16 protein-coding genes are annotated in these 25810 nt (G+C 69.6%); 6 read left to right on the top strand and 10 right to left on the bottom strand.

All coding sequences use genetic code 11. The features are described 5' to 3' along the window. Positions 1 to 217 precede the first annotated feature (217 nt). Entirely contained in the window at positions 218 to 3100 is a 2883-nt protein-coding gene (locus tag LQF09_RS18270) for an AMP-binding protein (RefSeq protein WP_270068638.1), read from the top strand. Between the two features lie 17 nt (positions 3101 to 3117). Here LQF09_RS18270 and LQF09_RS18275 read toward each other — a convergent pair whose 3' ends face one another. From LQF09_RS18275 to LQF09_RS18285, 3 genes are all read right to left on the bottom strand, one after another. Beyond that, a complete protein-coding gene (locus tag LQF09_RS18275; protein ID WP_270068639.1) occupies positions 3118 to 5115 on the bottom strand; it encodes an acyl CoA:acetate/3-ketoacid CoA transferase in 1998 nt (665 codons plus the stop codon). Between the two features lie 136 nt (positions 5116 to 5251). Continuing rightward, positions 5252 to 7519, bottom strand: a complete 2268-nt coding sequence (locus LQF09_RS18280; RefSeq protein ID WP_270068640.1) for an ATP-dependent helicase — start codon at positions 7517 to 7519, stop codon at positions 5252 to 5254. A gap of 57 nt (positions 7520 to 7576) precedes the next feature. Beyond that, on the bottom strand, positions 7577 to 9310 hold the full coding sequence (locus LQF09_RS18285; protein WP_002931218.1) for a diguanylate cyclase: 1734 nt from the start codon (positions 9308 to 9310) through the stop codon (positions 7577 to 7579). A gap of 297 nt (positions 9311 to 9607) precedes the next feature. On the opposite strand from LQF09_RS18285, the gene LQF09_RS18290 reads away from it, so the two are divergent. Beyond that, positions 9608 to 10402 carry a caspase family protein gene (locus tag LQF09_RS18290; protein ID WP_270068641.1) on the top strand — a complete coding sequence of 265 codons (795 nt, stop codon included), beginning with the start codon at positions 9608 to 9610 and terminating at the stop codon, positions 10400 to 10402. On the opposite strand, the gene LQF09_RS18295 is transcribed toward LQF09_RS18290, so the two are convergent. The 5 genes from LQF09_RS18295 to LQF09_RS18315 all read right to left on the bottom strand — a co-directional run bounded on the left by LQF09_RS18295 (position 10395) and on the right by LQF09_RS18315 (position 14883). Further along, positions 10395 to 10976 (bottom strand): esterase/lipase family protein, encoded by a 582-nt coding sequence (locus LQF09_RS18295; RefSeq protein ID WP_270068642.1) that lies wholly within the window; start codon positions 10974 to 10976, stop codon positions 10395 to 10397. The genes LQF09_RS18290 and LQF09_RS18295 overlap by 8 nt on opposite strands. 86 nt (positions 10977 to 11062) lie before the next feature. Continuing rightward, the gene (locus tag LQF09_RS18300) at positions 11063 to 12328 is read right to left on the bottom strand and encodes a TRAP transporter large permease (protein ID WP_002931221.1); all 1266 of its coding nucleotides are present in this window, start codon (positions 12326 to 12328) and stop codon (positions 11063 to 11065) included. Then, on the bottom strand, positions 12325 to 12852 hold the full coding sequence (locus LQF09_RS18305; protein ID WP_002931222.1) for a TRAP transporter small permease: 528 nt from the start codon (positions 12850 to 12852) through the stop codon (positions 12325 to 12327). Before LQF09_RS18305 ends, LQF09_RS18300 begins: the two co-directional genes overlap by 4 nt. Positions 12853 to 12855: 3 nt before the next feature. Continuing rightward, complete coding sequence (locus LQF09_RS18310) at positions 12856 to 13869, bottom strand: TRAP transporter substrate-binding protein (protein ID WP_002931223.1); 1014 nt, start codon at positions 13867 to 13869, stop codon at positions 12856 to 12858. Positions 13870 to 13983: 114 nt separating this feature from the next. Next, a complete protein-coding gene (locus LQF09_RS18315) occupies positions 13984 to 14883 on the bottom strand; it encodes an LOG family protein (protein WP_002931224.1) in 900 nt (299 codons plus the stop codon). 221 nt (positions 14884 to 15104) lie between these two features. Between LQF09_RS18315 and LQF09_RS18320 the strand changes: the two genes are divergently transcribed. The 4 genes from LQF09_RS18320 (at position 15105) to modC (ending at position 19973) form a co-directional block, all read left to right on the top strand. Beyond that, a complete protein-coding gene (locus tag LQF09_RS18320) occupies positions 15105 to 17303 on the top strand; it encodes an OsmC domain/YcaO domain-containing protein (protein WP_002945317.1) in 2199 nt (732 codons plus the stop codon). Beyond that, the gene (modA, locus tag LQF09_RS18325; RefSeq protein ID WP_002945319.1) at positions 17300 to 18061 is read left to right on the top strand and encodes a molybdate ABC transporter substrate-binding protein; all 762 of its coding nucleotides are present in this window, start codon (positions 17300 to 17302) and stop codon (positions 18059 to 18061) included. The genes LQF09_RS18320 and modA overlap by 4 nt, the downstream gene beginning before the upstream one ends. 18 nt (positions 18062 to 18079) lie before the next feature. Further along, positions 18080 to 18769 (top strand): molybdate ABC transporter permease subunit, encoded by a 690-nt coding sequence (gene modB, locus LQF09_RS18330; protein ID WP_002945322.1) that lies wholly within the window; start codon positions 18080 to 18082, stop codon positions 18767 to 18769. A 70-nt stretch (positions 18770 to 18839) separates the two neighbouring features. Continuing rightward, complete coding sequence (gene modC, locus LQF09_RS18335) at positions 18840 to 19973, top strand: molybdenum ABC transporter ATP-binding protein (protein ID WP_002945325.1); 1134 nt, start codon at positions 18840 to 18842, stop codon at positions 19971 to 19973. Positions 19974 to 19980: 7 nt separating this feature from the next. On the opposite strand, the gene recD is transcribed toward modC, so the two are convergent. Both recD and LQF09_RS18345 read right to left on the bottom strand, forming a co-directional pair. Next, positions 19981 to 21843, bottom strand: coding sequence for an exodeoxyribonuclease V subunit alpha (recD, locus tag LQF09_RS18340; protein WP_270068643.1), 1863 nt, complete (start codon positions 21841 to 21843; stop codon positions 19981 to 19983). After that, positions 21840 to 25724 (bottom strand): UvrD-helicase domain-containing protein, encoded by a 3885-nt coding sequence (locus LQF09_RS18345; protein WP_270068644.1) that lies wholly within the window; start codon positions 25722 to 25724, stop codon positions 21840 to 21842. Before LQF09_RS18345 ends, recD begins: the two co-directional genes overlap by 4 nt. Positions 25725 to 25810: the final 86 nt, after the last annotated feature.

Consider the following 25810-nt stretch of genomic DNA (forward strand, 5'->3'; position numbering starts at 1 on the left):
CGGGAACAAACGCGGCGCGCTCCCCTGTAGGAGCGGCGCCAGCCGCGAGCCTTTTGTCGCCCCCCCGCACCACATCGCCTTCAACCCCTCGCGGCTCGCGCCGCTCCCACGGCGGGAACAAACGCGGCCCGCCCTCCCGTTGGAGCTTCATGGCTTGCCGTGTCGGTGTCCCGGCGTTACCTTGGCCGTCTGCCTGGCAAGCACGAGGAGTCCCGCGATGCCCACGCCTCACCTGGCCGACCCGCACGATGCCGCGCAGCTGCTGGCCTTGGTCGACGCACTGGTCCGCGAGCTGCATCCCGGCGCAATGCGCAGGGCGACGCTCGACTGCGCGCTCGACCGCGACCTCGGGCTCGACAGTCTCAGCCGGGTCGAACTGCTGGCCCGCATCGAGCGCCACTACGGCGTACGCCTGCCAACCACGGTGCTCGACAGCGCCGAAACGCCGCGCGACCTGCTTGCCGCCCTCGCCGATGCGCCCGCAGGCTCGCCGCTGTCCCAGGCCACACGGCGCGCAACCGGTGACGCGCCAGCCTCCACCTCAACCGTCACGGATCCAGTCAGCGAACCTTCGGCCGGCATGCCCTCAGGCGCGGCCACCTTGCTCGAGGTGCTCGACTGGCATCTCGCCCGCCACCCGGAGCGCTGCCACGTACGCTTCCTGGCCGGCGACGACGAGGTCGAGACCCTGAGCCATGCCGAACTCGCCAACGGCGCGCGCAAGGTCGCCGCCGCGCTGCGCGGCCTGGGCGTGCAACCGGGCGACTGTGTCGCGCTGATGCTGCCAACGGGGCTGGACTTCTTCCGCAGCTTCTTCGGCATCCTGTTCGCCGGCGCGGTGCCGGTGCCGATGTACCCGCCCGCACGACCGGCGCAGATCGAAGAGCACCTGCGCCGCCAGGCCGGCATCCTGCGCAACTGCGCGGCCCCTGTGCTGATCACCTTCGACCGTGTGCGCCCCCTGGCCAGCGCCCTCGCCGGGCTGGCGCCCGAGCTTGTGCATGTCACCACGCCCGCAGCGCTGGCGGCGTCCCCTGCCGCCAGCGCGCCCGCCGTGGCCTCGGCGCCGCGCCATCCGGCGCGCGCACGCGAACTCGCGCTCATCCAGTACACCTCGGGTTCCACCGGCGACCCCAAGGGCGTGGCGCTCAGCCACGCCAACCTGCTCGCCAACATCCGCGCCTGGGGGCTGGCCGCCAAGGTCGAGGCGCGCGACGTGTGCGTGAGCTGGCTGCCGCTGTACCACGACATGGGCCTGATCGGCACGTGGCTCGGCAGTCTCTACCATGGCTGCACGCTGGTGCTGATGTCGCCACTCGACTTCCTCGCCCGCCCCGAGCGCTGGCTGTGGGCGATCCACCACTACCGCGGGACGGTCACCGCCGCACCCAACTTCGCCTATGAACTGTGCGTCAAGCGCCTCGCCGGTACCGACCTGGCGGGCCTCGACCTGTCGAGCTGGCGGCTGGCGGCCAACGGCGCCGAGCCGGTCAACCCCGACACGCTCGAACGCTTCGCCCACGCCTTTGCCCCCTATGGTCTGAACGCCGGCAGCCTGACACCGGTGTATGGCCTGGCCGAGTGCTCGGTCGGCCTGTGCGTACCGCCCCCCGGCCGCGGCGTACGTATCGACCGCGTCGAGCGCACGCCGCTGACCCGCGAGGGGCATGCACTTGCAGCTGACGGCGCGGCAGGAACGGGCGCACACGATGACGGTGGCGAGGTACTGCGCCTGGTGTCCTGCGGCCCTCCGCTGCCCGGTCACGAACTGCGCATCGTGGACGCAGAGGGCCGCCCGCTGCCCGAACGCCATGTCGGCGAACTGGAGTTCCGCGGCCCCTCAGCCACCGCCGGCTATTACCGCAACGCGGCGGCGAGCGCCGCCCTGTTCCACGACGGCTGGCTGGTGACTGGCGATCATGCCTACCTCGCCGACGGCGAGCTCTACATCACTGGCCGGGCGAAGGAGCTCATCATCCGCGCCGGCCGCAACCTCTACCCCTACGACCTCGAGCAGGCAATCGGCGACCTGCCGGGCGTACGCAAGGGCTGCGTGGCCGTGTTCGGCGTATCGGACCCGACCAGCGGCGAGGAGCGCCTGGTGGTGGTCGCCGAAACCCGGCTCGAGGACCAAGCCGAACGCCAGGCGCTCGAGGCTGGCATCGTCGCCGCGGCGACGACCCAACTCGACCTCGCCCCCGACACCATCGTGCTCGCCCCCCCGCATGCGGTCCTCAAGACCTCCAGTGGCAAGATCCGCCGCGCCGCGGTGCGCGAGGCCTGGCTGGCCGGGCGCCTGGGTGAGCCGGTGCGTGCGGCGTGGCTGCAGGTGCTACGCCTGCACACCGCCAGCCTGGCCGGCCGCATCGGCAAGCGGGCACGCGCGCTGCCGGGCGTTCTCTACGCCATCTGGGCCTGGGCCTGGTTCGCGCCGCTGGCCACCCTCGCCGCCATCGGCATCATCGGCCTGCCCGGGCTCGGTCAGCGCTGGGCGCTCGCCCACCGCCTCGCCCGCCTCTACCGCTGGCTATGCGCCTGCCCGCTGCGGATCGAAGGCCTGGACAAGCTGCCCGCGGGCAACTGCATCCTGGTCGCCAACCACGCCAGCTACATCGACGGCTTCGTACTCGCCGCCACGCTGCCACATCCGGTGCGCTTCATCGCCAAGACCGAGTTGCGCGCCCAGCCGCTGCTGCGCACCCTGCTCGAGCGCATGGGCACCGTATTCGTCGACCGCTTCGACACCCGGCAGAGCCTGGAAGATGCACGCACGCTCGCCACACATGCCGAAGCCGGCGTGCCGCTGCTGTTCTTTGCCGAAGGCACCTTCGGGCCCGAGGAGGGGTTGCGCGCCTTCCGCCTCGGCGCCTTCCAGGTCGCTGCACGCCAGGGCCTGCCAGTGGTGCCGGTCGCACTCGCGGGCACGCGCGCCGTGCTGCGCAGCGGCGGTTGGCAGCCGCAGCGCGGGCGGCTGGGCGTGCGCATCTGCGCGCCACTGCAACCGGCAGGCGAGGACTGGCACGACCTGCTCGCGCTGCGCGATGCGGTACGCGCGCGCATTCTTGCGCACTGCGGCGAGCACGACGCACTGCAGGACTGAACCGCTACACCCGACCGTCAGGCCAGCGGGCGCACGCGCCCCTGGGCCTCCTCGGCGCTGCCGTATATGTGCGGTACGACCTCGTGCTTCTCCAGTGCCTGACCAAGCTTCATGCGCATGAAGCTGTTCGCCGTGTAGCGCGTCACCGCGCGGTAGTGGCGCTTGACCAGGCGCTTGACCATCTCGATGTAGTCGTCGACCAGCTCGGGCACGATCGAAAAGCGGTCGTAGTTGACGATCGCATCGACGCGATGGCCCACGCTGGCGAGCGCAGCATCGACCGCCTGCTCGATGCGTGCGATATCGGCCTCCGTGCGCACCGCGAGGCCCTCGAAGTTGACGAAGAACAGCCCCTCCTGGGCATCGTAGGACAGGCGCTGCTCGAGCGGGAGCTCGAGCAGGTCGCGGCGCAGCCCCATCGGCTCGTCACGGAAGATGCGCGCATCCATCAGCCGCGGCGCCTGATGCATCACCGGAACGAAGTCCATCTGGGCGAGGATGTCGGTCTCGAGATCGACACCGGGTGCGATCTCGATCAACTCAAGCCCCTCCGCGCACAGGCGGAACACACAGCGCTCGGTGACGTAGAGCACCTCCTGCTGCCAACGCACCGCCTGCACCCCACTGAAGGTGCGATGCTCGACCGCATCGACGAACTTGCGCGCGGCGCCCTCCTGCTGGATGCGCAAGCGCCCCTTGTCGACCACCGCCTTCAGCTCGCCGGCGGTGAAGGTACCGACGAAGACCACCTTCTTGGCGTTCTGCGAGATGTTGATGAAGCCGCCCGCCCCAGCCAGGCGCGGCCCGAAGCGCGAAACGTTGAGGTTGCCCTCGCGATCGGCCTGGGCCAGGCCGAGAAAGGCGATGTCCAGGCCGCCACCGTCGTAGAAATCGAACTGGCTGGGCTGGTCGATGATGGCCTGGGTGTTCACGGCAGCGCCGAAGGACAGCCCGCCGGCCGGAATGCCGCCGATCACACCGGGCTCTGCAGTGAGGGTGAGGAGGTCGATGATCTTCTCCTCTGCGGCCACGTTGGCCACCCCCTCGGGCATGCCGATGCCCAGGTTCACCACCGCGTCAGGCCGCATCTCCATCGCCGCGCGGCGAGCAATGACCTTGCGCTCGCTCATGCCCATCGCCGCAATCGCCGACATCGGCACACGGATCTCGCCGGAGAAGGCGGGGTTGTACTGCTCGCTGTAGGTCTGCATGTGGTGCTCGGGCCGCTCGGCGAGCACCACGCAGTCCACCAGCACCCCAGGCACCTGCACATGGCGCGGGTTGAGCGACCCGCGCTCGGCGATGCGCTCGACCTGGGCGATGACGATGCCGCCCGAATTGCGCGCCGCCATCGCGATGGCGCGCGCTTCCAGGGTCAGCGCCTCCTTCTCCATCGTCAGGTTGCCGTCGGGGTCGGCAGTGGTGCCGCGGATGATGCCGACGTGGATCGGGAAGGCCTTGTAGAACAGGTATTCCTCGCCGTCGATCTCCATCAGCCGCACGAGCTCAGCCGTGGTGCGCGCATTGAGCCTGCCGCCACCGAAGCGCGGATCGACGAAGGTCCCCAGGCCGACACGGGTGAGCGTGCCCGGCTTGCCCGCAGCGATGTCCCGGAACAGATGCGAGATCACCCCCTGCGGCAGGTTCCAGGCCTCGATGCGGTTGCCCACTGCAAGCGCCTGCAGCTTGGGCACCAGCCCCCAATGGCCGCCGATCACGCGCGCCACCAGGCCGTCATGACCGAAGTGGTTGAGTCCGCGCTCCTTGCCATCACCCTGGCCGGCAGCGTAGACCAGGGTCAGGTCACGCGGCGCGACAGCGTCCCCCGCAGCGCTGTCGAGGAAGCGGCGCTCGAGCGCAACCGCGATGCTCTCAGGGAAGCCAATGCCGACGAAGCCCCCGGTGGCCACGGTGTCGCCGCTGCGGATCAGGCGTACCGCATCGCGCGCCGACACCACCTTGCCGGTATCGGACGCACGCAAAGAGGCGGCCATGGGGTGGCGGGCGCTGGTCATCTTTCCTTCTCCTCGGCAAGCACGATGGCGTGGGCATGAAACGGACATCGAGCATGCCGTGTCGCGGCCGCAACCGCAACGCGGCGGCGCAGCATCGTCGCCCCAGGCCAGGCCGGGACCAGCCTCTGCGCGCAGCTCAGCGCCACATGTCGCGCATCTTCGCCGCGAGGTCGACCGCCGCCTGGCGCGAGGCGGGCGAGCCCTGCAACTGCGGCGGAGGGGGCGGCCAGCTCAGCTGCTCGAAGTGCCCGAGCAGGCGGTTGGGAATGAAACGGCTGCGCCCGGCATACACATGGCGATCGCCCATGCCGGCCTGCTGGGTGACGTAGAAACGCTGCGGCACGATCAGGTCCAGGCTGTCCCGGGCACGCGTCATCGCCACGTAGAGCAGGCGGCGCTCCTCCTCGATCTCGGCGCTGTTGCGGGTGGCAACATCGGACGGGATACAGCCGTCGACCACGTTGAGCACGCTCACCGCGTTCCACTCCTGGCCCTTGGCCGAATGCATGGTCGACAGGATCAGGTAGTCCTCGTCGAGCAGCGGCATGCCGGCTTCGCCGCTGGTGGCGCTGGGCGGGTCGAGCGTGAGCTCGGTGAGGAAACGCTGTCGGCTCGGGCTGGTGGCGGCGATGCGGGCGAGCTGCTGGATGTCGAGCACGCGCACCGCGAAGTCGTCGTACAGGCGTGGCATCTGCGCCTCGTACCAGCGGCAGGCGAGCTCGAAATCCGCCGGCCACTGCGGACCGGCGGCAAGGCTCACGGCTTGCGCCGCGCCTGCAGCACCCTCCGCGTGTAGCCCCCGTGGGAGCGGCGCCAGCCGCGAGGGGTTGAAGGCGGTGTGGTCTGGCGGCGTTGCCGAAAGGCTCGCGGCTCGCGCCGCTCCCACAGCGGCGGCGGCAGATTCGGAGGGCGGCATTCTGCCTGCGAGGCAATCGATCAGCGCGGCAAATTCCAGCCAGCCGGCGCGCGCGGCCTCCGGCACGGGCTGCTCGGCAAGCAGCGCGCAGCCCTCGGGAGCGGCACACACATTGTCGAGCACGCGGCCGGCGGTCTTGGGCCCGACGCCGGCAAGCAGCTGGATGGCGCGAAAACCCGAAACGCGGTCGCGCGGATTCTCGGCCCAGCGCAGCACGGCAAGCACGTCCTTGATGTGGGCGGCCTCGAGGAACTTGAGCCCACCGAACTTCACGAAGGGCACGTTGCGCCGGGTGAGCTCCATCTCCAGCCGCGCGCTGTGCGCCGAAGCACGGAACAGCACCGCCTGCTGCTTGAGCTTGAGCCCCTCCTCGCGCCGCGCCAGCACGCCATCGACGACGAAGGTCGCCTGGTCGGCGTCGTCCTTGACTGCCACGATGCGTGGGCGCTGGGCGGACTCGCGCTCCGACCACAGGTTCTTGGTGAAGCGCTCGGCGGCGAGCGCGATCACCGCGTTGGCCGCCTCCAGGATTGGCCTGGTGGAACGGTAGTTCTGCTCCAGCGTCACCACGTGCGCCGGCGGATCGAAGGCGGCCGGAAAGTCGAGGATGTTGCGCACCGTCGCGCCACGGAAGGCGTAGATGGACTGCGCGTCGTCGCCGACCACGGTCAGGCCACGCCCATCGGGCTTCATCGCCATCAGAATCGCCGCCTGCAGGTGGTTGGTGTCCTGATACTCGTCGACCAGCACATGGTCGAACAGGCCGCCGATCTCGGCCCCGAGCGCCGGCTCGGCCACCATCTGCGCCCAGTACAGCAGCAGATCGTCGTAATCGAGCACCTGTTGCGCCTGCTTGGCCTCGACGTAGGCCCGGAACAGGCGTTTGAGCTCGTCCTCCCACTCCGCACACCATGGGAAGCTCGCCTGCAGCACCTCGGCCAGCGGCGCGCGGGTATTGACCACCGCCGAATAGATCGCCAGGCAGGTGCCCTTCTGCGGAAAGCGCTGCCGGGTGGTCGACAGCCCCGCCTCGTGGCGCACCAGGTTCATCAGGTCCGCCGAGTCCTCGCGGTCGTGGATGGTGAAGCCTGGGTCGAGCCCGATGCGGCCGGCGTAGTCGCGCAGCAGGCGTGCGCCAATGGCGTGGAAGGTACCGGACCAGCGCAGCTCGGCCTGCGCCAGGCCGGGCCGGCCGGCAGAGGCCTGGGCCAGGATGCGCCGCACCCGCCGCCCCATCTCGTCCGCGGCGCGGCGCGAAAAGGTGAGCAACAGGATGCGTGCGGGATCGGCACCGTTCTCGATCAGGTGCGCCACACGGTGGGCCAGGGTATTGGTCTTGCCCGAACCGGCGCCAGCAATCACCAGCAGCGGAGCGGCCGGCCCGCTGGCACCGGCATGGCAGACCGCCTCGCGCTGCGCCGGGTTGAGCGCGTCCAGCGGCGAAGACGTGGCGGAAACGGGTGATTCGGGAGACGGGGGGGCGTACATGGCTGTAATTGTATTCAGTCCATCCCGCATGCGATAGCCGCTGTGCAGCCTCCCGCTTCAGGCCGGTAGCGCCAGCACCACCCTGTCCCGCCCCCCCTGCTTGGCGGCGTACATGGCCTGATCCGCTTCGCGGACAAGGGCTTCGAGATCGGGCTGAGTCGTGCGCTCGGCCACGCCGATGCTCGCGCTCAAGCTCAGCGCGCCGCCATCGAGCGTCAGATCCAGGCCGCGGATGTCGTGCAGCAGGCGCTCGGCCAGCACCCCGGCCTGGGCCGCCGTGGTCTCGGGCAGAAGCACCACGAACTCCTCCCCGCCCCAACGCGCGGCGACGTCGGCCGCCCGGCAGTTGCGTTCGATCACGCCGGCCACGGCCTTGAGCGCAGCATCACCCGCCGCATGACCGCGCACGTCATTGATCAACTTGAAGTGATCGAGGTCGAGCACCACCGCCGACAGTGGTCGTTGGCGGCGGACTGCCGTACTCCATGCGCTCTCGCCCAGCACTGCGAAGGCGCGGCGGTTGCGCAGTCCGGTGAGCGGATCGAGGCTCGAAAGCTGCTCTGCCTGCAGGCGCTCGCGGCGGATGCGACGCACCCGGTAGGCGAGTGCAAGCGACAGGATCGCACCATCGATGGCGATGCCCACCTCCGCGGCATGAAAGGTCCAGTTCGAGTACGGCAGCCCGTTCCACACCGCAAGCGAGGTGGTCGCCGCCCCTGCCATCGCCGCCAGCGAGCCCGCCAGGAAGTAGCCTGCGGCAATGCGATCGCCATCGAGGCGCGAGAAACCCAGCCACACCATGGCCACCGAGAACAGCAGCACGAAGACGAAGGCAACGACGGCCGCTGCCGCCTGCTGGTCGAGCACCACACAGGCGCCGATCGCCACCATGCCCGCCACGCCGAAGCCATGGGCCAGCCGATGCGCACGGGGCGCGGCCACGGCCAGGCCCAGGGAGCTGGACGCGAAACGCAGGCCGAGATAGCCCAGCACCACCATCAGCACCAGGATGATGTAGCGCTGCACGCCGTACATCCCCGGCCACAGCCAGTTGTAGCCGTGCCCTGCGTAGCCCATGCTCAGTAGCACGAAACAGCCGAGGTAGAGCACGTAGTCACGATGCGCGCGGTCGCGCAGGCCGGCGTACAGCATGGCGTTGTAGGCGATCAGGGCGAGCAGGAAGCCGTACAGCAGCCCATAGGTGAAGTCGTGCACCCGCATCGCAAACTGGTAGCACTCGTCGTCGAACACCCGCAGCGGCAACACGAGCGGGTCGGGCGTCTCGGCACGGACCAGCAATTCGGTGACGCCCGGTTCGAAGACGTGCTCGAAGACAAAACCCAGGTTGCCTTTGGCCGCGCGCAATCCCGGCCCACCGTCACCGGCCTGCATGCGGCCGACCACCTGGCCGTCGCGGACCACGAACAAGTCGATGCGGTCGATCCACGAAGTACCTACAAGCACGCGGCGCGCTTGCGCCTCGCTATAACGGCTATCCACCCGCAGGTGCAGCCAGACCGCGGGCGAGCCGATGCCGAACTTGGGCACGTCCGCGCCCACCGGGCTGAAACGCCCGGCGCGCTGGAGGGCGAGCGCACGCTCGGCTTCCAGCGCGCCACCGATCTCGATCATCATTGAGCTGGCGCGCCCGAGGTAAGCCGAGCCTGGCTCGTCAAGGACGATGCCAGCCGCCGTAGCCTCCACCTCCGCGCGTACCGGCGCGGCACCGCACAGCAACAACAGCGCCGCCAGCACGATCAGCGCCAGCTCGCGGACACGGAGCGCCATCATGCGCCATGCTCCGACCGCAGGCCGTGTGCGAACGCAGCCGGCGCATGGGCGCTGCACTGCAACAAGATCGACGGACGTCGGCAAGGCATGAGTGTGGGCTCGCATGGCGTATGGGGGCGCCGATAAGCTCATTCTAGGACGGGCGCACACGAATCCGCACCTCTGTCGCAGCGCATCACGCCTGTACCCAAAGCAACTGGCACAAGCGGCACCCGCACTCTATGCTGGAACCGGGGAACAAAGCGGCCTGACCGCGCTCCTGCGGCAGCGCGCCCCGCCTTTCCGGAGGATAGGCTCATGGCACGGCGCGCACTCTGCATCGGCATCAACGACTATCCCGGCACCGACAGCGACCTCTCCGGCTGCGTCAACGACGCCCATGACTGGGGTGCCATGCTGCAGGCGCGCGGCTTCACCGTGAGCACCCTGCTCGACGCTCAGGCCACACGCGCTGCGATGCACGGTGCCATCGAGACCCTCGTCGCCGCTGCCCGCAGTGGAGACACCGTGGTCCTGACCTATTCCGGCCACGGCACCTGGGTGGAGGACGAAGACGGCGACGAACCCGATGGCCGCGACGAAGGCCTCTGCCCCTACGACATCGGCACCGCCGGCCCGCTGCTCGACGACGACCTGCGCGCGCTCTTCGACCGCCGCGCTGCCGGCGTACGCCTCGTCCTGATCGCCGACAGCTGCCATTCTGGCTCGGTGCATCGTGGCGACGACAGCGCGCTCGACGCCGGCGGTCCGCGCCCGCGCTTCATGCCTCCCGAAGTATGGATGAAGGCTGCCGACCTGCCGCAAGCACCACGCGCTTCAGCGCTCACCCTCATCGGCGGCATGCGCCGCGCCGGCGGCGACCTGCTGCTGGCCGGTTGCCGCGACGAGGAGTTCAGTTGGGACACCAGCTTCGGCGGCCGCCCCAACGGCGCCTTCACCTTCTACGCACTCAAGACCCTGCGCGAACAGAAACCGGGCAACTATGAGCAGTGGCATGCCGCCATCCGCAAGTACCTGCCGTCGACGCGACAGCCGCAGGAACCTCAGATCGCGGGCACGCGCACGGTTCGGAAGATGCCGATCTTCACCTGAACGACGCGCCGGATGCCGCGGCGGGGCGCTCGAAGAACCCGTGATCGAGAAAGTGGAGCGTCTGGCGCAGGCATGCGGACGACCACAGCATCTGCATGTGGGTGACGGGCAGAACGATGTGATCGCGCGCCCCCGGCCAGCGCGTCTCGGCCACTGTCACCATGCCGTCGTTGGGCTGCGCCATGCCCGGCACCAGGCGACCAAGCCCGATCGGGCGGTCGCCGGCGATGACGCCGACCTCGCGATGAGGCTCGATGCAAGGCAACGGCTGCTCCAGCCAGGCAGGCAGTGCTCGCCCGAGCGCGTGACGAAGCAGCGGTACCCGGAGGATCACCCGCGCCGACGCGGAACCGCAGAGCGGCGAGCCCAGCACCACCACCCTCCCAAGTGCAGCAGGACGGTGGCGGGCGAGCATGTGCAGCACGACGCAGCCGCCCAGGCTATGCCCCACCACATGCAGCGGGCGCTCGCCCGCGCTCGCGATCGCAGCCGCGAGGCCGTCGGCGACCTCATCCAGCGCGGCGCGCACAGAGGGGTAGGAGTAGCTGCGACTCGACCACCCCAGGGATGCCACTCGCCGCCGCTGCAACCCGAACACCCAGCCATGCATCCACAAGCCATGGACGAAGAGGATTCCGGGAAGGCCGGGCCGCGCGAGGCTCACCGCGCGCCAGAGTAGCCGAGCAATACCGGCAGGTAGACGACCAGCGCAAACACCACCAGCAGCGCGCCCAGGTAGGGCAGCACCGCGCGGCTGATACGCTCGAGCGGCTGCTCGGTCACCGACGAGGCCACGTACAGGTTGATCGCTACCGGCGGGGTCACCATGCCGATCGCCAGGCCGACGACGATGATCAGGCCGAAATGCACCAGATCGATGCCCAGCAGGGTCACCAGCGGCAGGAACACCGGAGTGAGGATGATCAGCGCCGCGGCGGTCTCGATGAACACCCCGGTGAGCAGGATGAGCAGCATGATCAACAGCAGCACGACATAAACGTTGTCGGAGATCGACAGCACCCACTGCGCGATCGTCCCCGGGATCTGCCAGTTGGCCATCGCCCAGCTCAGGATGGCGGAGGTGGAGATCACGAACATGATGACCCCGGTCGTGATCACCGAGCGCAGCATGATGCGATAGACGTCGCGAAAACCGAGGTCTCGATACACGAACAGTGACACCAGCAGCGCGTAGTTGACCGCCACCACCGCAGCCTCGCTCGGCGTGAATGCCCCCGAGAAGATCCCGCCGAGGATGATCACCGGCGTCAGCAGGCCCCAGATCGCCCCCTTGAAGGTGCGCCAGATGGTCGCCGCCGAGAACGGCGCACCCTTGGGGTAGTTGCGCCGGTAAGCCTGGTGAACCGCAATTGCCATCAGGCCCACGCCCATCGCCACGCCGGGCAGGAAGCCGCTGATGAACAGCGCCGATACCGACTGCGCGGCGATGACCGCGTAGATGATCATCGGCACCGAAGGCGGGATGACCACGCCGATGGTGCCGCTGGCGGCGATCAGGGCTGCCGCGGACGAGGCGTCGTAGCCCTTGCGCCTGAGCTCCGGCACCATGCTCGAGGCCACCGCCGCCGTGGTCGCCGCACCCGAGCCGGAAATGGCGGCGAAGAACATGCCCGCGAGCACCGACACCACCGACAGCCCGCCCTTGAGGAAGCCGAGCACGGCGTCGGCGAGCGCCACCAGCTTCTCGCTCACCTTGCCCTGCGCCATCAGGTCACCGGCCAGGATGAAGAAGGGAACGGCGATCAGCGCGAAGGAATCGATGCCGGCGAACATGCGCTGCGCCGCCAGCATCAGGGGAACATCGTCGACGAACAGCGCCACGGCCGTACTGGCGCCGATCGTCACCGCCACCGGGACACCGGCGAGCAGAAACAGGAAGAACAGGCCGAACAGCACCAGCGTCATGGCGCCTCACCTGCGCGCGTGCCCGCCTCGATGGCCTCGGCCTCGCGACGGGCCGACGCGGAAAAGAGCTCGGCCAGGTCGAGCAGCGAGTAGTACAGCATCAGCAGCGCACACACTGGGATGATCGAGAACACATAGCGGATCGGGATGCGCAGCGAGGCCGACACCTGGAAGCTCTGCATCTGCATGAAGCGCAGCCCGTAGAAGATGATCAGCGCGAAGAAGCCGATCGCCACCACGATGGCCAGCGCCTTCACTGCCAGGCGCAGCGGCCCCGGTAGGGCATTGACCACGAAGTCGACGGCGATGTGGCGCCCGCGCTGCCAGGCCATCGCCGCGCCGAGAAAACTGGTCCACACGAGCAGGTAGCGCGCCAACTCCTCGGACCAGCTCACCGCATTGAAGAACACGCGCGAGACGATCTGCAGCGTGATCACCGCGATCATCCCGGCGAGCGCCACGAAGGCGGCTCGCTGGACGATCGCGTCGATCAGCTTTTCGGTGCGTTTGAGATGGCCGAACACGGCTTACTGCAGGGCAGCCCGGATACGCGGCAGGTAGTCGCCGAAGCGTGACTCGTACTTCGCGTACACCGACTCGATCGCCTTCTGGAAGGCAGCGACGTCGGGCGACTCATCGATCTGCATGCCCGCGGCGCGCAGCTCGGCCAGTTGCGCAGCCTGCATCTCGGCGTTCATGCGGCGGCCATGCTCGGCCGCTTCCTGGGCGGCACTCTTGACCAGCGCCTGGGCCGGCTCGGGCAGGCGCTTGAAGCGGTCGAGGCCCATCACGAAGATGGCCGGCGCGTAGGTATGGCGCGTCAGCGACATGTGCTTCTGCGTCTCGGAGAGCTTGAACGAGTGGATGACATTGACCGGGTTCTCCTGGCCGTCGATCGTGCCCTGCTGCATCGCCGTCAGCGCCTCGGTCCAAGCCATCGGCACGGCGTTGGCACCCAGCGCACGGAAGGTGTCGATGTACACCGGGTTCTCCATCACGCGGATCTTCATGCCCTGCACGTCGGCCGGGCCATGCACCGCACGGCGGCTGTTGGTGAGGTTGCGGAAGCCACGCTCGGCATATGCCAGGCCCTTGAGGTTGACGCGCTCGAGCCGGCCAAGCAGCTCCTGGCCGATCTCGCCATCGAGCACCTTGTAGGCGGCCTCGGGCGTCGGGAACAGGAAGGGCAGTTCGAACACCGCCATCTGTTCGACGAAGTTGGCGACCGGCCCGTTGGTGATCACGCCCATGTCGACCGTGCCCATCTGCATGCCTTCGAGCAGGGTGCGCTCATCGCCCAGCACGGCATTCGGGAACAGCTCGACGCTGAGCTTGCCGCCGCTGCGCTCCTCGACGATCTCCTTGAAGCGCACGGCCGACAGATGGAAGCTGTCACGCTCGTTCACCACGTGCGCGAGCTTGATGGTGGCCGGCTTCATGCCGGCAAAGGCCTCGGGCGATGCCGCGGCCTGGGGGGCGCCGAACAGGACGCCAGCCGACAACCCGAATGCCGCAAGGCTTCCGAAAATCTTGTTCTTCATGCAATTGTTCTCCTTCTAGTGTTTCGGGGTTGCTTCCCGCTCAGCGCGTGGCGGCCGACCAAAATACCACGAAGCCTCCGGAGCGCAGCAGCCGTGCGCCGCGCCAGACGCGCATCAGCCGCCCTTCACCTGGCGCGCCGTCAGCCCGGGATTATCGCCGCTGTAGGCCGCCTTGATCGCATCCCAGGCCTCCTCTGCGGTCTCGGCGTAGTGGAACAGGCCGACGTCCTCGGGGCTGATCACACCGTGCTCGATCAGGACGTCGAAATCGAGCAGGCGCTGCCAGAAGTCGCGGCCGATGAGGATGATCGGGCGGCGGCGGATCTTGCGCGTCTGCGTCAGCGTCAGCACCTCGAAGAGCTCGTCCAGCGTGCCGAAACCGCCGGGAAAGCTCACCAGCGCCACAGCGCGCATCAGGAAGTGCATCTTGCGGATGGCGAAGTAGTGGAACTGGAAGCACAGCTCGGGCGAGATGTAGGGGTTGGGCGCCTCCTCGAAGGGCAGGAAGATGCTCATCCCCATGCTGCGCCCACCGGCCTCGAAGGCGCCGCGATTGCCCGCCTCCATGATCCCCGGCCCGCCGCCGGTAGCGACGATCACCGGCTCGCCGAGCGCGTCAGGCTCACGCGTGACCAGCTCCCCGAAACGGCGCGCCTCCTCGTACCAGCGCGCATTCTTCACCATCTGCCGAGCGCGCCCGATCGCAGCCTCGTCGCCGCCCGCCAGGGCTTCCTCCAGCAGCTTCGCCGCCACGTCCGGCGCCTTGAAGCGCGCGCTGCCGAACACCACGACGCTCGACTCCACGCCCTGCTCCTGCTGGATCAGCTCGGCCTTGAGCAGTTCGAGCTGAAGGCGCACCGGGCGCAGCTCGTCGCGCAGCAGGAACTCGGTGTCGGTGAAGGCCATGCGGAAGGCGCTGCCGGGGCCGTCGTAGCGGCCATGCGGCTGGACGGCACGCGCCTCGTCCTCTGCGGACGGAAAGTTGCGGGCACGGATGGGCGACTTGTCGGTCATGTGGCGATCCTGGTGTGGAGGGACCGCCATCTTCGCACCGGGCAAGGGGCGCGCGCCATCGAGCTGGGCAATTCACCCGAGCGCAGCGCCGCAACCCGGGCGGCGGCAGAGCCCATCGAGCAGGCCACCTCGGTCCCGACGCGCTCCCGCAGTCCCTATCCTGGGGAAACCCGCGATAATGACGGCCATTTCGTTTTTGCGCGCCGCTGCAGGGCTCCCCCATGGAAATCAAGGTCAACTTTCTCGACAAGCTCCGCCTGGAGGCCAGGTTCGACGACTTCACGGTCATCGCCGACCAGCCGATCCGCTACAAGGGCGACGGCTCGGCGCCCGGCCCCTTCGACTACTTCCTGGCGTCGTCAGCCTTGTGTGCGGCCTACTTCGTGAAGCTGTACTGCGAGACGCGCAACATCCCCACCGACAACATCCGCCTGTCGCAGAACAACATCGTCGATCCGGAAAACCGCTACAAGCAGATCTTCAAGATCCTCGTCGAACTGCCCGAGGACATCTCCGCCGCCGACCGCCAGGGCATCCTGCGCTCGATCGAGCGCTGCACCGTCAAGCGGGTGGTGCAGACCGGGCCGGAGTTCGTGATCGAGGAGGTGGCGAACCTGGACGCCGATGCCCAGGCCCTGCTGACGCTGAAGCCGGATGCGGACGCCCACACCTACATCCTCGGCAAGGACCTGCCGCTCGAGCAGACCATCGCCAACATGTCGAAGGTGCTGGCGGACCTGGGCATCAGGATCGAGATCGCGTCGTGGCGCAATCTGGTGCCCAACGTGTGGTCGCTGCACATCCGCGACGCGCACTCGCCAATGTGCTTCACCAATGGCAAGGGCGCGACCAAGGAAAGCGCGCTCGCCTCGGCGCTGGGCGAATACATCGAGCGGCTCAACTTCAACCACTTCTACAACGATCAGTTCTGGGGCGAAGACATCGCCAATGCGGCCTTCGTGCATTACCCGAACGAGCGCTGGTTCAAGCCCGGCCGCAGGGACGCGCTGCCGGCCGGCCTGCTCGACGACTATTGCCGGGCGATCTACGACCCCGAAGGCGAACTGCGCGCCTCGCACCTTTACGACACCAACTCGGGCAACATCGAGCGCGGCATCTGCGCCCTGCCCTATGTCCGCCAGTCCGACGGCGAAGTGGTGTATTTCCCCACCAATCTCACCGACAACCTTTTCCTCAGCAATGGCATGAGCGCCGGCAACACGCTTGCCGAGGCGCAGGTGCAGTGCCTGTCGGAGATCTTCGAGCGCGCAGTGAAGCGCGAGATCATCGAGCGCGAGATCGCGCTGCCCGACGTGCCGGCGGAAGTATTGGCCAAGTACCCTGGGATCATGGCCGGCATCGAGGAGCTGGAGCGGCAGGGCTTTCCCGTGCTGGTGAAGGATGCATCGCTGGGCGGGGTCTATCCGGTGATGTGCGTGACCCTGATGAACCCGCGCACGAGTGGCGTGTTCGCCTCGTTCGGCGCCCACCCGAGCCTGGAGGTGGCGCTCGAGCGCTGTCTGACCGAACTGCTGCAGGGGCGCAGCTTCGAAGGCCTCAACGACCTGCCCCCGCCCACCTTCGAAACCGCTGCAGTCACCGAGCCGCACAACTTCGTCGAGCACTTCATCGACTCCAGTGGCGTGGTGTCGTGGCGCTTCTTCAGCGCCAGGGCCGAGCACGACTTCGTCGAGTGGGACTTCTCGGGCCATGGGGAGAATTCCAACGCCGACGAGGCCGCGACCCTGTTCGGTATCCTCGCCGACCTGGGCAAGGAGGCGTACATGGCGGTGCACGACCAGCTCGGCGCCATCGCCTGCCGCATCCTCGTGCCGGGCTATTCCGAGGTCTATCCGGTGGAAGACCTGATCTGGGACAACACCAACAAGGCGCTGCGCTTCCGCGCCGACATCCTGAACCTGCACCGCCTCGACGACGACGCACTCGAAGCCTTGCTCGAAAGCCTGGAAGAGAGCGAACTCGACGACTACACCGACATCATCACGCTGATCGGTATCGAGTTCGACGAGAACACGGTGTGGGGGCAGCTGACGATTGTGGAGCTGAAACTGCTGATCCACCTCGCCCTGCAGCAGTTCGACGAGGCGAAGGAGTGCGTCGAGGCCTTGCTGCAGTACAACGAGAACACGGTCGATCGCGTGCTGTTCTACCGCGCCCTCGACGTGGTGCTGGAGGTGGTGCTGGACGACGAACTGGAACTGGACGACTACGTGGCCAATTTCCGCCGCATGTTCGGCGACGCACGCATGGATGCGGTGCTGGGCTCGGTGGATGGTAGCGTGCGCTTCCACGGCCTGACGCCGACGAGCATGAAGCTCGAAGGGCTCGACCGCCACCAGCGCCTGATCGACAGCTACCGCAAGCTGCACGCGGCGCGCGCCGCGGTGGCGGCAGCATGAAGTGGCTCCGAAGCCTGTTGGTCGTGCTCGTCATGCTGGCGAGCGCGGGCGTGGCACAGGCGGAAAAGTTCACCATTGCCGCGGCATCCGACCTGCGCTTTGCGCTCGACGACATCATCGCACTCTATCGCCAGGCCCATCCTGCGCATCAGGTCGAAGTGATCTACGGCTCGTCGGGCAAGATGAGCACGCAGATCATCAACGGCGCGCCCTTCGACATCTTCTTCTCCGCCGACATCGCCTTCCCCCAGCGCCTGCACGCGCAGGGTTTCACCGCGACCGAACCAGCGGTCTATGCGCTCGGTCGCATCGTGCTGTGGAGCAACACCGTGGACGCCTCGGTGCTGACCCTGGCCGACCTGCCCACCCACCCCCGCATCCGCCGCATCGCCATCGCCCAGCCCGCCCATGCACCCTACGGGCAGCGTGCCCAGGAAGCGCTGCAGGCAGCCGGCGTGTGGGAGGCGGTGCAGACCAAGCTGGTGTTCGGCGAGAACATCGCGCACACCGCGCAGATGGTGGAGTCGGGCGCCGCCGAGGTGGGCATCATCGCCTTATCTTTGGCAAGATTTCCCGCGTTGGCCGAGCACCGCCACCACCTGATCGACGATGCCCTGCATGCACCGCTCACCCAGGGCTATGTGGTCACCACCCGCGGCGCGCGCAAGGCGGCGGTGATGGACTTCGCCGCCTTCATGGAGACCGACGCTGCACACGCCATCATGGAACGCTACGGCTTCGTGATGCCCGGACGCTGAACCTTTCCCTCCCGCCTCATGCTCGGACTCGGCCCCCAGGACTGGCAGGCAATCGAAGTCACCTTCAAGCTCTGCCTGTACACCACCCTCATCCTGCTCGTCATCGCCACGCCGCTCGCCTGGTGGCTGGCGGCCGGGCGCTCCAACCTGCGCACCGCGGTACAGGCGGTGGTTGCGCTGCCGCTGGTGCTGCCGCCCACCGTGCTCGGCTTCTACCTGCTGGTCGCGCTCGGTCCGCGCGGTTTCGTGGGCAGCACGCTGGAGGGCCTCGGCCTGAGCCACCTGGCTTTCTCCTTCGAGGGCATCCTGCTGGCTTCGGTGCTGTATTCCATGCCCTTCGCCGTGCAACCCCTGCACGAGGCCTTCAGCCAGCTGGGCCGTCGCCCCGTGGAGGTGGCCAGCGCGCTGGGCGCGAACGCGGTGGACCGCTTCCTCACCGTGGTGTTGCCGCTCACCCGCGGCGGCTTCGTGGTCGCCTTCACCCTCACCTTCGCCCACACGCTGGGCGAATTCGGCGTGATCCTGATGCTGGGCGGCAGCATCCCGGGCGAGACCAAGGTACTGTCGGTGCTGATCTACGACCACGCCGAAGCGCTCAACTACGACGCCGCGCACCGCCTGTCGCTCGGCTTGCTGGTGTTCTCCTTCCTGACCCTGTTCGTGGTGTACGCCATCAACCGCAGGTTCCGCGTCGCCAGGGTGGGCTGAGATGAGCACCACCTCACCTGCTCCCGCCGCTGCCCCTGCAGAAACCCCCTGCACGCAGCCGGCGTCGGCCATGCTGTCCGTGCGCGCCCTCCTGCAGCGCACCGGATTCACCCTCGATATCGACGCCGCACTGCCGCTTGCCGGCGTCACCGCACTGTTCGGGCGCTCCGGCTGTGGCAAGACCAGCTTGCTGCGCGTGATCGCCGGACTCGACCGCGCCGCAGGCGCCGAAGTGCGCTTTGGCGACGCGCTCTGGCAGTACGGGCGCCACTTCGTGCCGCTGCACCGCCGCCGCATCGGGCTGGTGTTCCAGGAGCACAGCCTGCTCCCCCACCTGGGCGTGCGCGACAACCTGCTCTACGGCTATCGGCGCACCCCGCCCGCCGAACGCCGCCTGCACCTGCAGGAGGTGGTGGACATGCTGGACATCGGCGAGCTGCTCGATCGCAGCATCGACAGGCTCTCGGGCGGCCAGCGCCAGCGCGTGTCGCTGGGACGCGCGCTGCTCACCAGCCCGCGCCTGATGCTGCTCGACGAACCGCTGTCAGCCCTGGATACGGCGACCAAGCGCGAAATCATGCCCTTCCTGTCGCGGCTGGCGGCCGAGGCCGGCATGCCGATCGTGATGGTCAGCCATGCCCCCGACGAGGTCGAGCGCCTCGCCGACCGCGTAGTGTTCATGCACGCCGGCCGCATCGAGCGCATCGAGACCCTGCGCCAGGCCCTCGCACGCGCCGACTCGCCGCTGTTCGCCGACGCGGGCGCGGTATCGGTGCTCGAAGGTCTGCCCGGCGCAGCCGGCGCCCACGGCCTGCGCGCCTTCGGCCCCGAGGGCGCGCGCCTGTGGTTGTCGGCGAGCGCTGCGGTAGCCGGCGAGGGACAGGCGGACGAAGCCTTCTCGGCCGAGCCGCCGGCGGCCAGTACGGCCGCGCCGTCGCCACGCAGATTGCAGCGCCTGCGCATCCTGGCACGCGACGTCAGCCTGGCCCTCGACGACCCCACCCGCATCAGCATCCAGAACCACCTGCGCGTCACCATCGAGCGCATCGACACCCATGCACCGGGTCGGGCACTGGTCTCCTGCCGCATGGCCGATGGCCAGCTGCTGCTTGCCGAAGTCACACCGTGGTCGGTCGCGCAGCTCGGCCTCGCGCCGGGGCAGCAGGTCTATGCGCTGATCAAGTCGGTGGCGCTGCTGGGCTGAATCGCCTTCAGCGCCCCTCCAGCCGCGCGCGCAGTCCCGAGCTGCGCTGCGTCGGCCGCGCACAGGCGTCGATGAACACCGCGCCCGGCCCGGCCAGCGTGACCCGGCGCGCGGCGCGGGTGACGCCGGTGTACAGCAGCTCGCGACTGAGCACGCGGACCGACTGCGCGGGCAGCACCATCAGCACCTCGTCGAACTCCGAGCCCTGGCTCTTGTGCACCGTAAGCGCGAAGGCGAGCGCGTGCTCGGGCAGGCGCAAGGGCGCGACGCGGCGGTAGCTGCCATCGGCCTGGGGGAAATGCACTGCGAGCTCGCCGCTGTCGTCCGCCAGACACAGGCCGACATCGCCGTTGTAGAGCCCGAGCAGGTAGTCGTTGCGCAGCACGATCACCGGGCGGCCGGCATACCAGGGCGAGGCGGCACCGGCCTCGGGCGGCAGGCCGAGCGCTGCGCGCAGGCGGCGTTCGAGGTGCGCATTGAGCGCTGCCAGGCCGCGCCCGCCCGCATGCACGGCGACCAGCACGCGGAAGCGGTCGAAGGCGGCAAACACGGCTTCGGGTGCGCCGCCCTTCACGCCCAACGCCCCGACAGCGGCAAAAAAGGCGGCATAGCCGGCCTCGATCGCGGCCACGGTCTGCGCGGCCGGGCGCTCATCTTCATCCTCGATCCAGCGCGCATCGGCGTCGGCGGCGGCACGCAGCCATTCGAGCGCCCCCTCGCCGCGGCCGGCACGAATGTCGGCAGCGAGGCGGCCGATGCCCGAGTCGGCGCGAAAGCGATGGCTCTCGGTGAGCCACACCACACAATCCTGCAGCGGGGCAGCCGGCGCCGGAGCCTCTTCGGCCAGCGCCAAACCAAGCGCTGCGCAACGCGCGCGCAGGCCGGCCCCGAACACCTGCTGTGCCGACAGGTCGGCAAACACCGCGCCCGCCTCCACCGCGGCGAGCTGGTCCTTGTCGCCGAGCAGCACCAGGCGCGCCCCCGCGGGCAGGGCGTCTACCAGGCGGGCGGCAAGGGCGAGGTCGAGCATCGAGGCCTCGTCCACCACCAGCACGTCGAGTGCGAGCGGGTTGCCAGCGTGGTGGCGGAAGCGGCCAGGCTCGGGGGTGACACCGAGCAGGCGGTGAACCGTGTAGGCCTCGCCCGGCAGCAAGGCGCGCAGGTGGGGCGGCAGCGCATCCGCGCGCCGGCGCAAGGCCTCGAGCATGCGCGCCGCGGCCTTGCCGGTGGGCGCAGCGAGCGCGATGCGCAGCGCCGGGTCGGTGTCGAGCAGGCAGGCCAGCAGGGCGGCGACGGTGGTGGTCTTGCCGGTGCCGGGGCCGCCGCTCACGACGGTGAGCCGGCTGCCAAGGGCAAGCGCCACGGCCAGCTTCTGCTGGTCGGGGCGGCCGTCGGCGCGCGGCGGGAAGAGGCTGTCGAGCAGCGTACGGTCCACCACCGCCGCCGATGGCGCAGCGGCACGGGCGCGCAGTGCGGCAGCGAGCGCGCGCTCCTGGTCGAAGTGGCGGCGCAGGTAGAGGCGGCCGTCGGCGTCGAGCACCAGCGGGTGCGCCGACGCCCCCGTGCGCGCTACCTGCGCCTCTGCCACCACGCCGCTGTCGAGCAATGCCGCACGCAGGCTGGGCAGGTCGTCCGCCGCGGCCGGCGGGGCCGGTGAGGCGCCAAGCGCCGCCAGCGGCACGCAGACGTGGCCGGCGGCCGTGGCGCGCGCCAACGCCAGCGCGGCGCGCTGCAGCGGCGCCCGGCTCGCCGCCGGCGCGCCGAGGCTGGCGGCCCAGTCGAGCAGGTGGCGGGCGAAGCCGTCGGCGAGGTCGAGCTCGGCCGGCGGCAGGCTGTCGAAGCGGAGCGCAGTGGATGCCGTCGTTGTCATGCCTCGATCACCTCGGATGGGGTGGGCGCCGCGGCGACGAGGCGGTCGAGGGCGAGGATGTCGGCCTCTGCCGCACGGTGGTGGAATACGCCGCAGGGCTGGCCGTCGAGCTGCCAGTGCGGACGCACGCCGCGTACGAACAGATAGAGCACGCCGCCGAAATGGTGCGCATAGTCGTAGCCAGGCAGGCTGCGCTGCAGGTGGCGGTGCAACGCCAGGGTGTAGAGCAGGTGCTGCAGGTGGTAGCCATGGGCCTGCATCGCGGCCTCCAGGCGTGCGGGCGCGTAGTCCTGCGGCGTGTCGCCGAGATGGTTGGACTTCCAGTCGAGCACCCAGTAGCGGCCGTCGTGTTCGAACACGAGGTCAATGTAGCCCTTGAGGTAGCCGGCGAGGTCCTTGAAGTCCAGCCGTGGCACACGGTAGCCGCGCGCGGCCAGCCAGGCGTTGAGCTGCGCCGCGCCGAGCACAGGCGCAGGCAGGTGGAAGCCGAGCTCGACGCGGCGGCGGGCGGCAGTGACCCCATCCAGGCGCAGCGCAGCGCCTGCGCCCGCCGTCGCCCCCAGCAGCGGCGTGGCAAGCACGTCGTCGAGCATGCGCCGCAGGCGCTGCGGCTGGCGCACGGTCTCGAGCGCACGCTCGCGCTCGCCCAAGGTGGCGGGCGGGCGCTGCGGGTGCGCCTGCAGCGCGGCGGCGATGGCCGCCTCCCAGCCGCTCGGGTCGCAGAAATCGATGGCCTCGAACACCGCGTGCAGGCAGTCGCCTGCCACCGGGCCACGCGGGAAGCGCAGGATGTCGTCGGCGGGGATGGGCTGGCCGGGCGCCACCTCGCTCCCCGCTGCCGCCTCCGGTGCGGACGCAGGCAGCGCGCGGGCATCGTGGTCGCGCGCTGCCTGCTCATGTACCGCACCCGAGATCAGCGCGCTGAAGCTGCCGATGCGCCAGCCCGCGCCCACCTGCGGCGGACGCTGGGCGCGCGGACGCTGGGTGGCGCCGGACGGCATGGCGAGCGCCCCGGCCTCGCCGCTGGGCAGGTCGTCCAGGCGCATCACCGGCCTGCCTTCGTGTTTCGCCGCGGCCACCAGCGCGCGCCACTGCGCGTCGATGTCGGCCGGGCTCCGCTTGTGGGCGTCCCACTGCGCCGGGCTCATGCCGACGCCGGCCACCATCCAGTTGAGCAGACTGCGCCCGCCCTCGCCGTGACTGATGCGGCCAAAACTCGAGGTCGCATAGCTGCCCACCACCAGGTAGCAGCGCTGCACGGCACGGGTGAGCGCGACGTAGATCAGGCGCAGGTCCTCGGCCTGGCGCTCGCGGCGCAGGCGGGTGGCGATCTCCTTGGCATCGGCGGGGTCGGCGCGGTAGTCGAGCACCAGTTCGCCGTCGTCGTCATGCCAGGTGCGCATCGGCCCTTCGCTGCCGTTGCGGCTGTAGCCGTCGAACAGGAAGGGACAGAACACGATGCCGTACTCCAGGCCCTTGGCGCGATGCACGGTGACGATCTGTACCAGGTTGCGGTCCGACTCCAGGCGCAGCTGGGCGGCCTCGCCGCCGCGCGCATCGGCACGGCGGCTGGCGAGACTGCGCAACAGCACCTCCGGCGAGGCCTGGCCGGCGGATTGCTGCAGCAGCTCGGCCAGGTGCATCAGGTTGGTGAGGCGGCGCTCGCCGTCGGCGCGCGCGAGCAGGCGGGCGGCGACACCGGCATCGCTCATCCACTGCCGCAGCATGACGCCGAAGCCACGCGCCAGCCACAGCTCGCGCCAGCGCGCAAACGCCTCCAGGCGAGCGAGCAGCGCCGCCTCGTCGGCCGCCAGGCGGGCGAGCGCGGCCGCGTCATGCCCCATCGCCGAGGTGGCGAGCGCGGCGAGCACGCGGCGTTCACGCCCGGGCTCGGCGATCGCCAGCAGCACGCGCTCGAGTTCCTCCGCGTCCTCGGTGTGGAACACGCTGGCCTGCGACAGCTCGACGCTGCCCACGCCCGCCGCCGCCAGCGCCTGGCGCATGCGCGCGCCCTGGCTGTGGCTGCGCACCAGCACGGCGATGTCGGCTGGCGCGAGCGGGCGCTCGCCGATGCGGATGCGCCCGGCCGCGCCAGCTGCGATCAGGCGGGCGATCTCGGCCGCACTCGCACGTGCAGCACGGCGCAAGGCCTCGGCACGCGCCAGGCGCACGCCGCCGCTCGCATCCAGAGCGCCGTCACCGCCGGCCTGCCCATCACCGCCGTCGCTCTGTTCGCCCTCTTTACCCCCGGCCGTCGCCAGCGTCTCGTCGCGCGGGATCCGCCACAGCCGCAGCGGTGGTCCGGGGTCGCCCGGTGCTGCGCCGCCCTCCCCGGCCTCGGTATCGTCGACCAGCGGCGTGCGCGGCCGGCTGCCGGCGCCGACCTGCACGTAATCCAGCCCGGTCATCATGAACACTGCCGGGTTGGCGCCGAACAGGTGGTTGCAGGCCTCGATCAGTGCGGGCGCCGAGCGCTGGTTGTGGGCCAGGGTGTAGCGCGCATCGGCACGCTCGCGCGCCATCAGGTAGGTAAACAGGTCGGCGCTGCGGAAGCTGTAGATCGCCTGCTTGGGGTCGCCGACCAGGAACAGCGTGCCGTGACGACCCTCGGCGCGGTAGATGCGGTCGAAGATGCCGAACTGCAGCGGGTCGGTGTCCTGGAATTCGTCGATCAGCGCCACCGGATAACGCGCATGCAGCGCCGCCGCAAGCCAGGGCTGGGCACCACCGTGCAAGGCCTGGTGGGCATTCCACAGGATGTCGTCGAAGGCAATCTGGCGCTCGTCGCGCTTGCGCCGGCGCAGTGCTTCCGCCCCCGACTCGATGCAGCGCCGCAGCAGGCCCGCGCGCAAGCCGTCGAGCAGGGCTTCGGCCTCTGCACGGGCGGCGAGCAGCTCGGCGGCGGCATCGAAGAAGGGGTGGGCAGGCGGCGCCAGGCCACGCTTGAGGGCATCCTTCTTGCTGCGCGCGAGCAAGGTGTCGGCGGCAAGCAGGGCGAGCTTGTGGTCCTTTGGCAGCGGCGCGGAGACGTCGTGCGCGCCCAGCCAGTGCGCCCACTCGGCGCCCGCGCGCGCCACCGCATCGGCCTTGTAGCTGGTGGCGTTGAGGTGCTCGAGGCTGGCCAGCACGTGCTCGACCGCGGACTCGCGCTCGCCGGCCAGCGCGCGCGCCGCGGCCCAGGCCGCATCCAGGCGCACCTGCGCGGCATCAACGGCAGCGGCACAACGGGCATCCTCAGCCGCGTGCGCCGCCTCGTCCCACAGCACGCGCGCGAGCGGGCGCGCCATGTGGCGACCGAGGACGTCCGCCCACGCCTCGGGGCTGTCCCGGCGTGCCAGCAGGTGGGCGGCGAGCGCCGCGGGCAGCGCACCGCCGGCGAACTCGCGCCGCCAGAAGTCGCGCACCACCTCCAGGCGCAGCGCGTCGTCGTCCTCGACCAGCTCGAGCGCATAGGGCAGGCCGGCAGCGAAGGGCGTATCGGCGAGCGCACGCTGGCAGAAGCCGTGGATAGTGAAGATCGACGCCTCGTCGAAGACCTGCAGCGCATGGCGCAGGCGCAGGCGCATCAGTGCGGTGTCGACGCCGCGCGCCTGCACCGTCTCGATCAGGCGCGGCACGAAGGGGTCGCCGCCTGGGGCAGCGCTGTCGAGCACGCGCAGGGTCTCGGCGAGGCGGTCGCGGATGCGCCCCGACAGCTCGGCAGTGGCGGCCTTGGTGAAGGTGACCACCAGCAGCGACTCCACCCCCAGCCCGCGTTCGAGCAGCAGGCGCAGGTAGAGACCGCAGATGTTCCAGGTCTTGCCTGTACCGGCCGAGGCCTCGACCAGGCGGACGCCGTCGAGCGGGCAATGGAAGACGTCGAGTTCGGGAGCGGCGGACATGGCGGCGATGGTAACGGAGGGCGGCACGGCGGGGTACCGTAGGAGCGACGCAAGTCGCGAGTTTCTCGGGCAGTACCCCATCGCCA

Origin of the sequence: Thauera sp. WB-2, assembly GCF_027594845.1 — a bacterium.
Taxonomy (GTDB): Bacteria; Pseudomonadota; Gammaproteobacteria; order Burkholderiales; family Rhodocyclaceae; genus Thauera; species Thauera mechernichensis.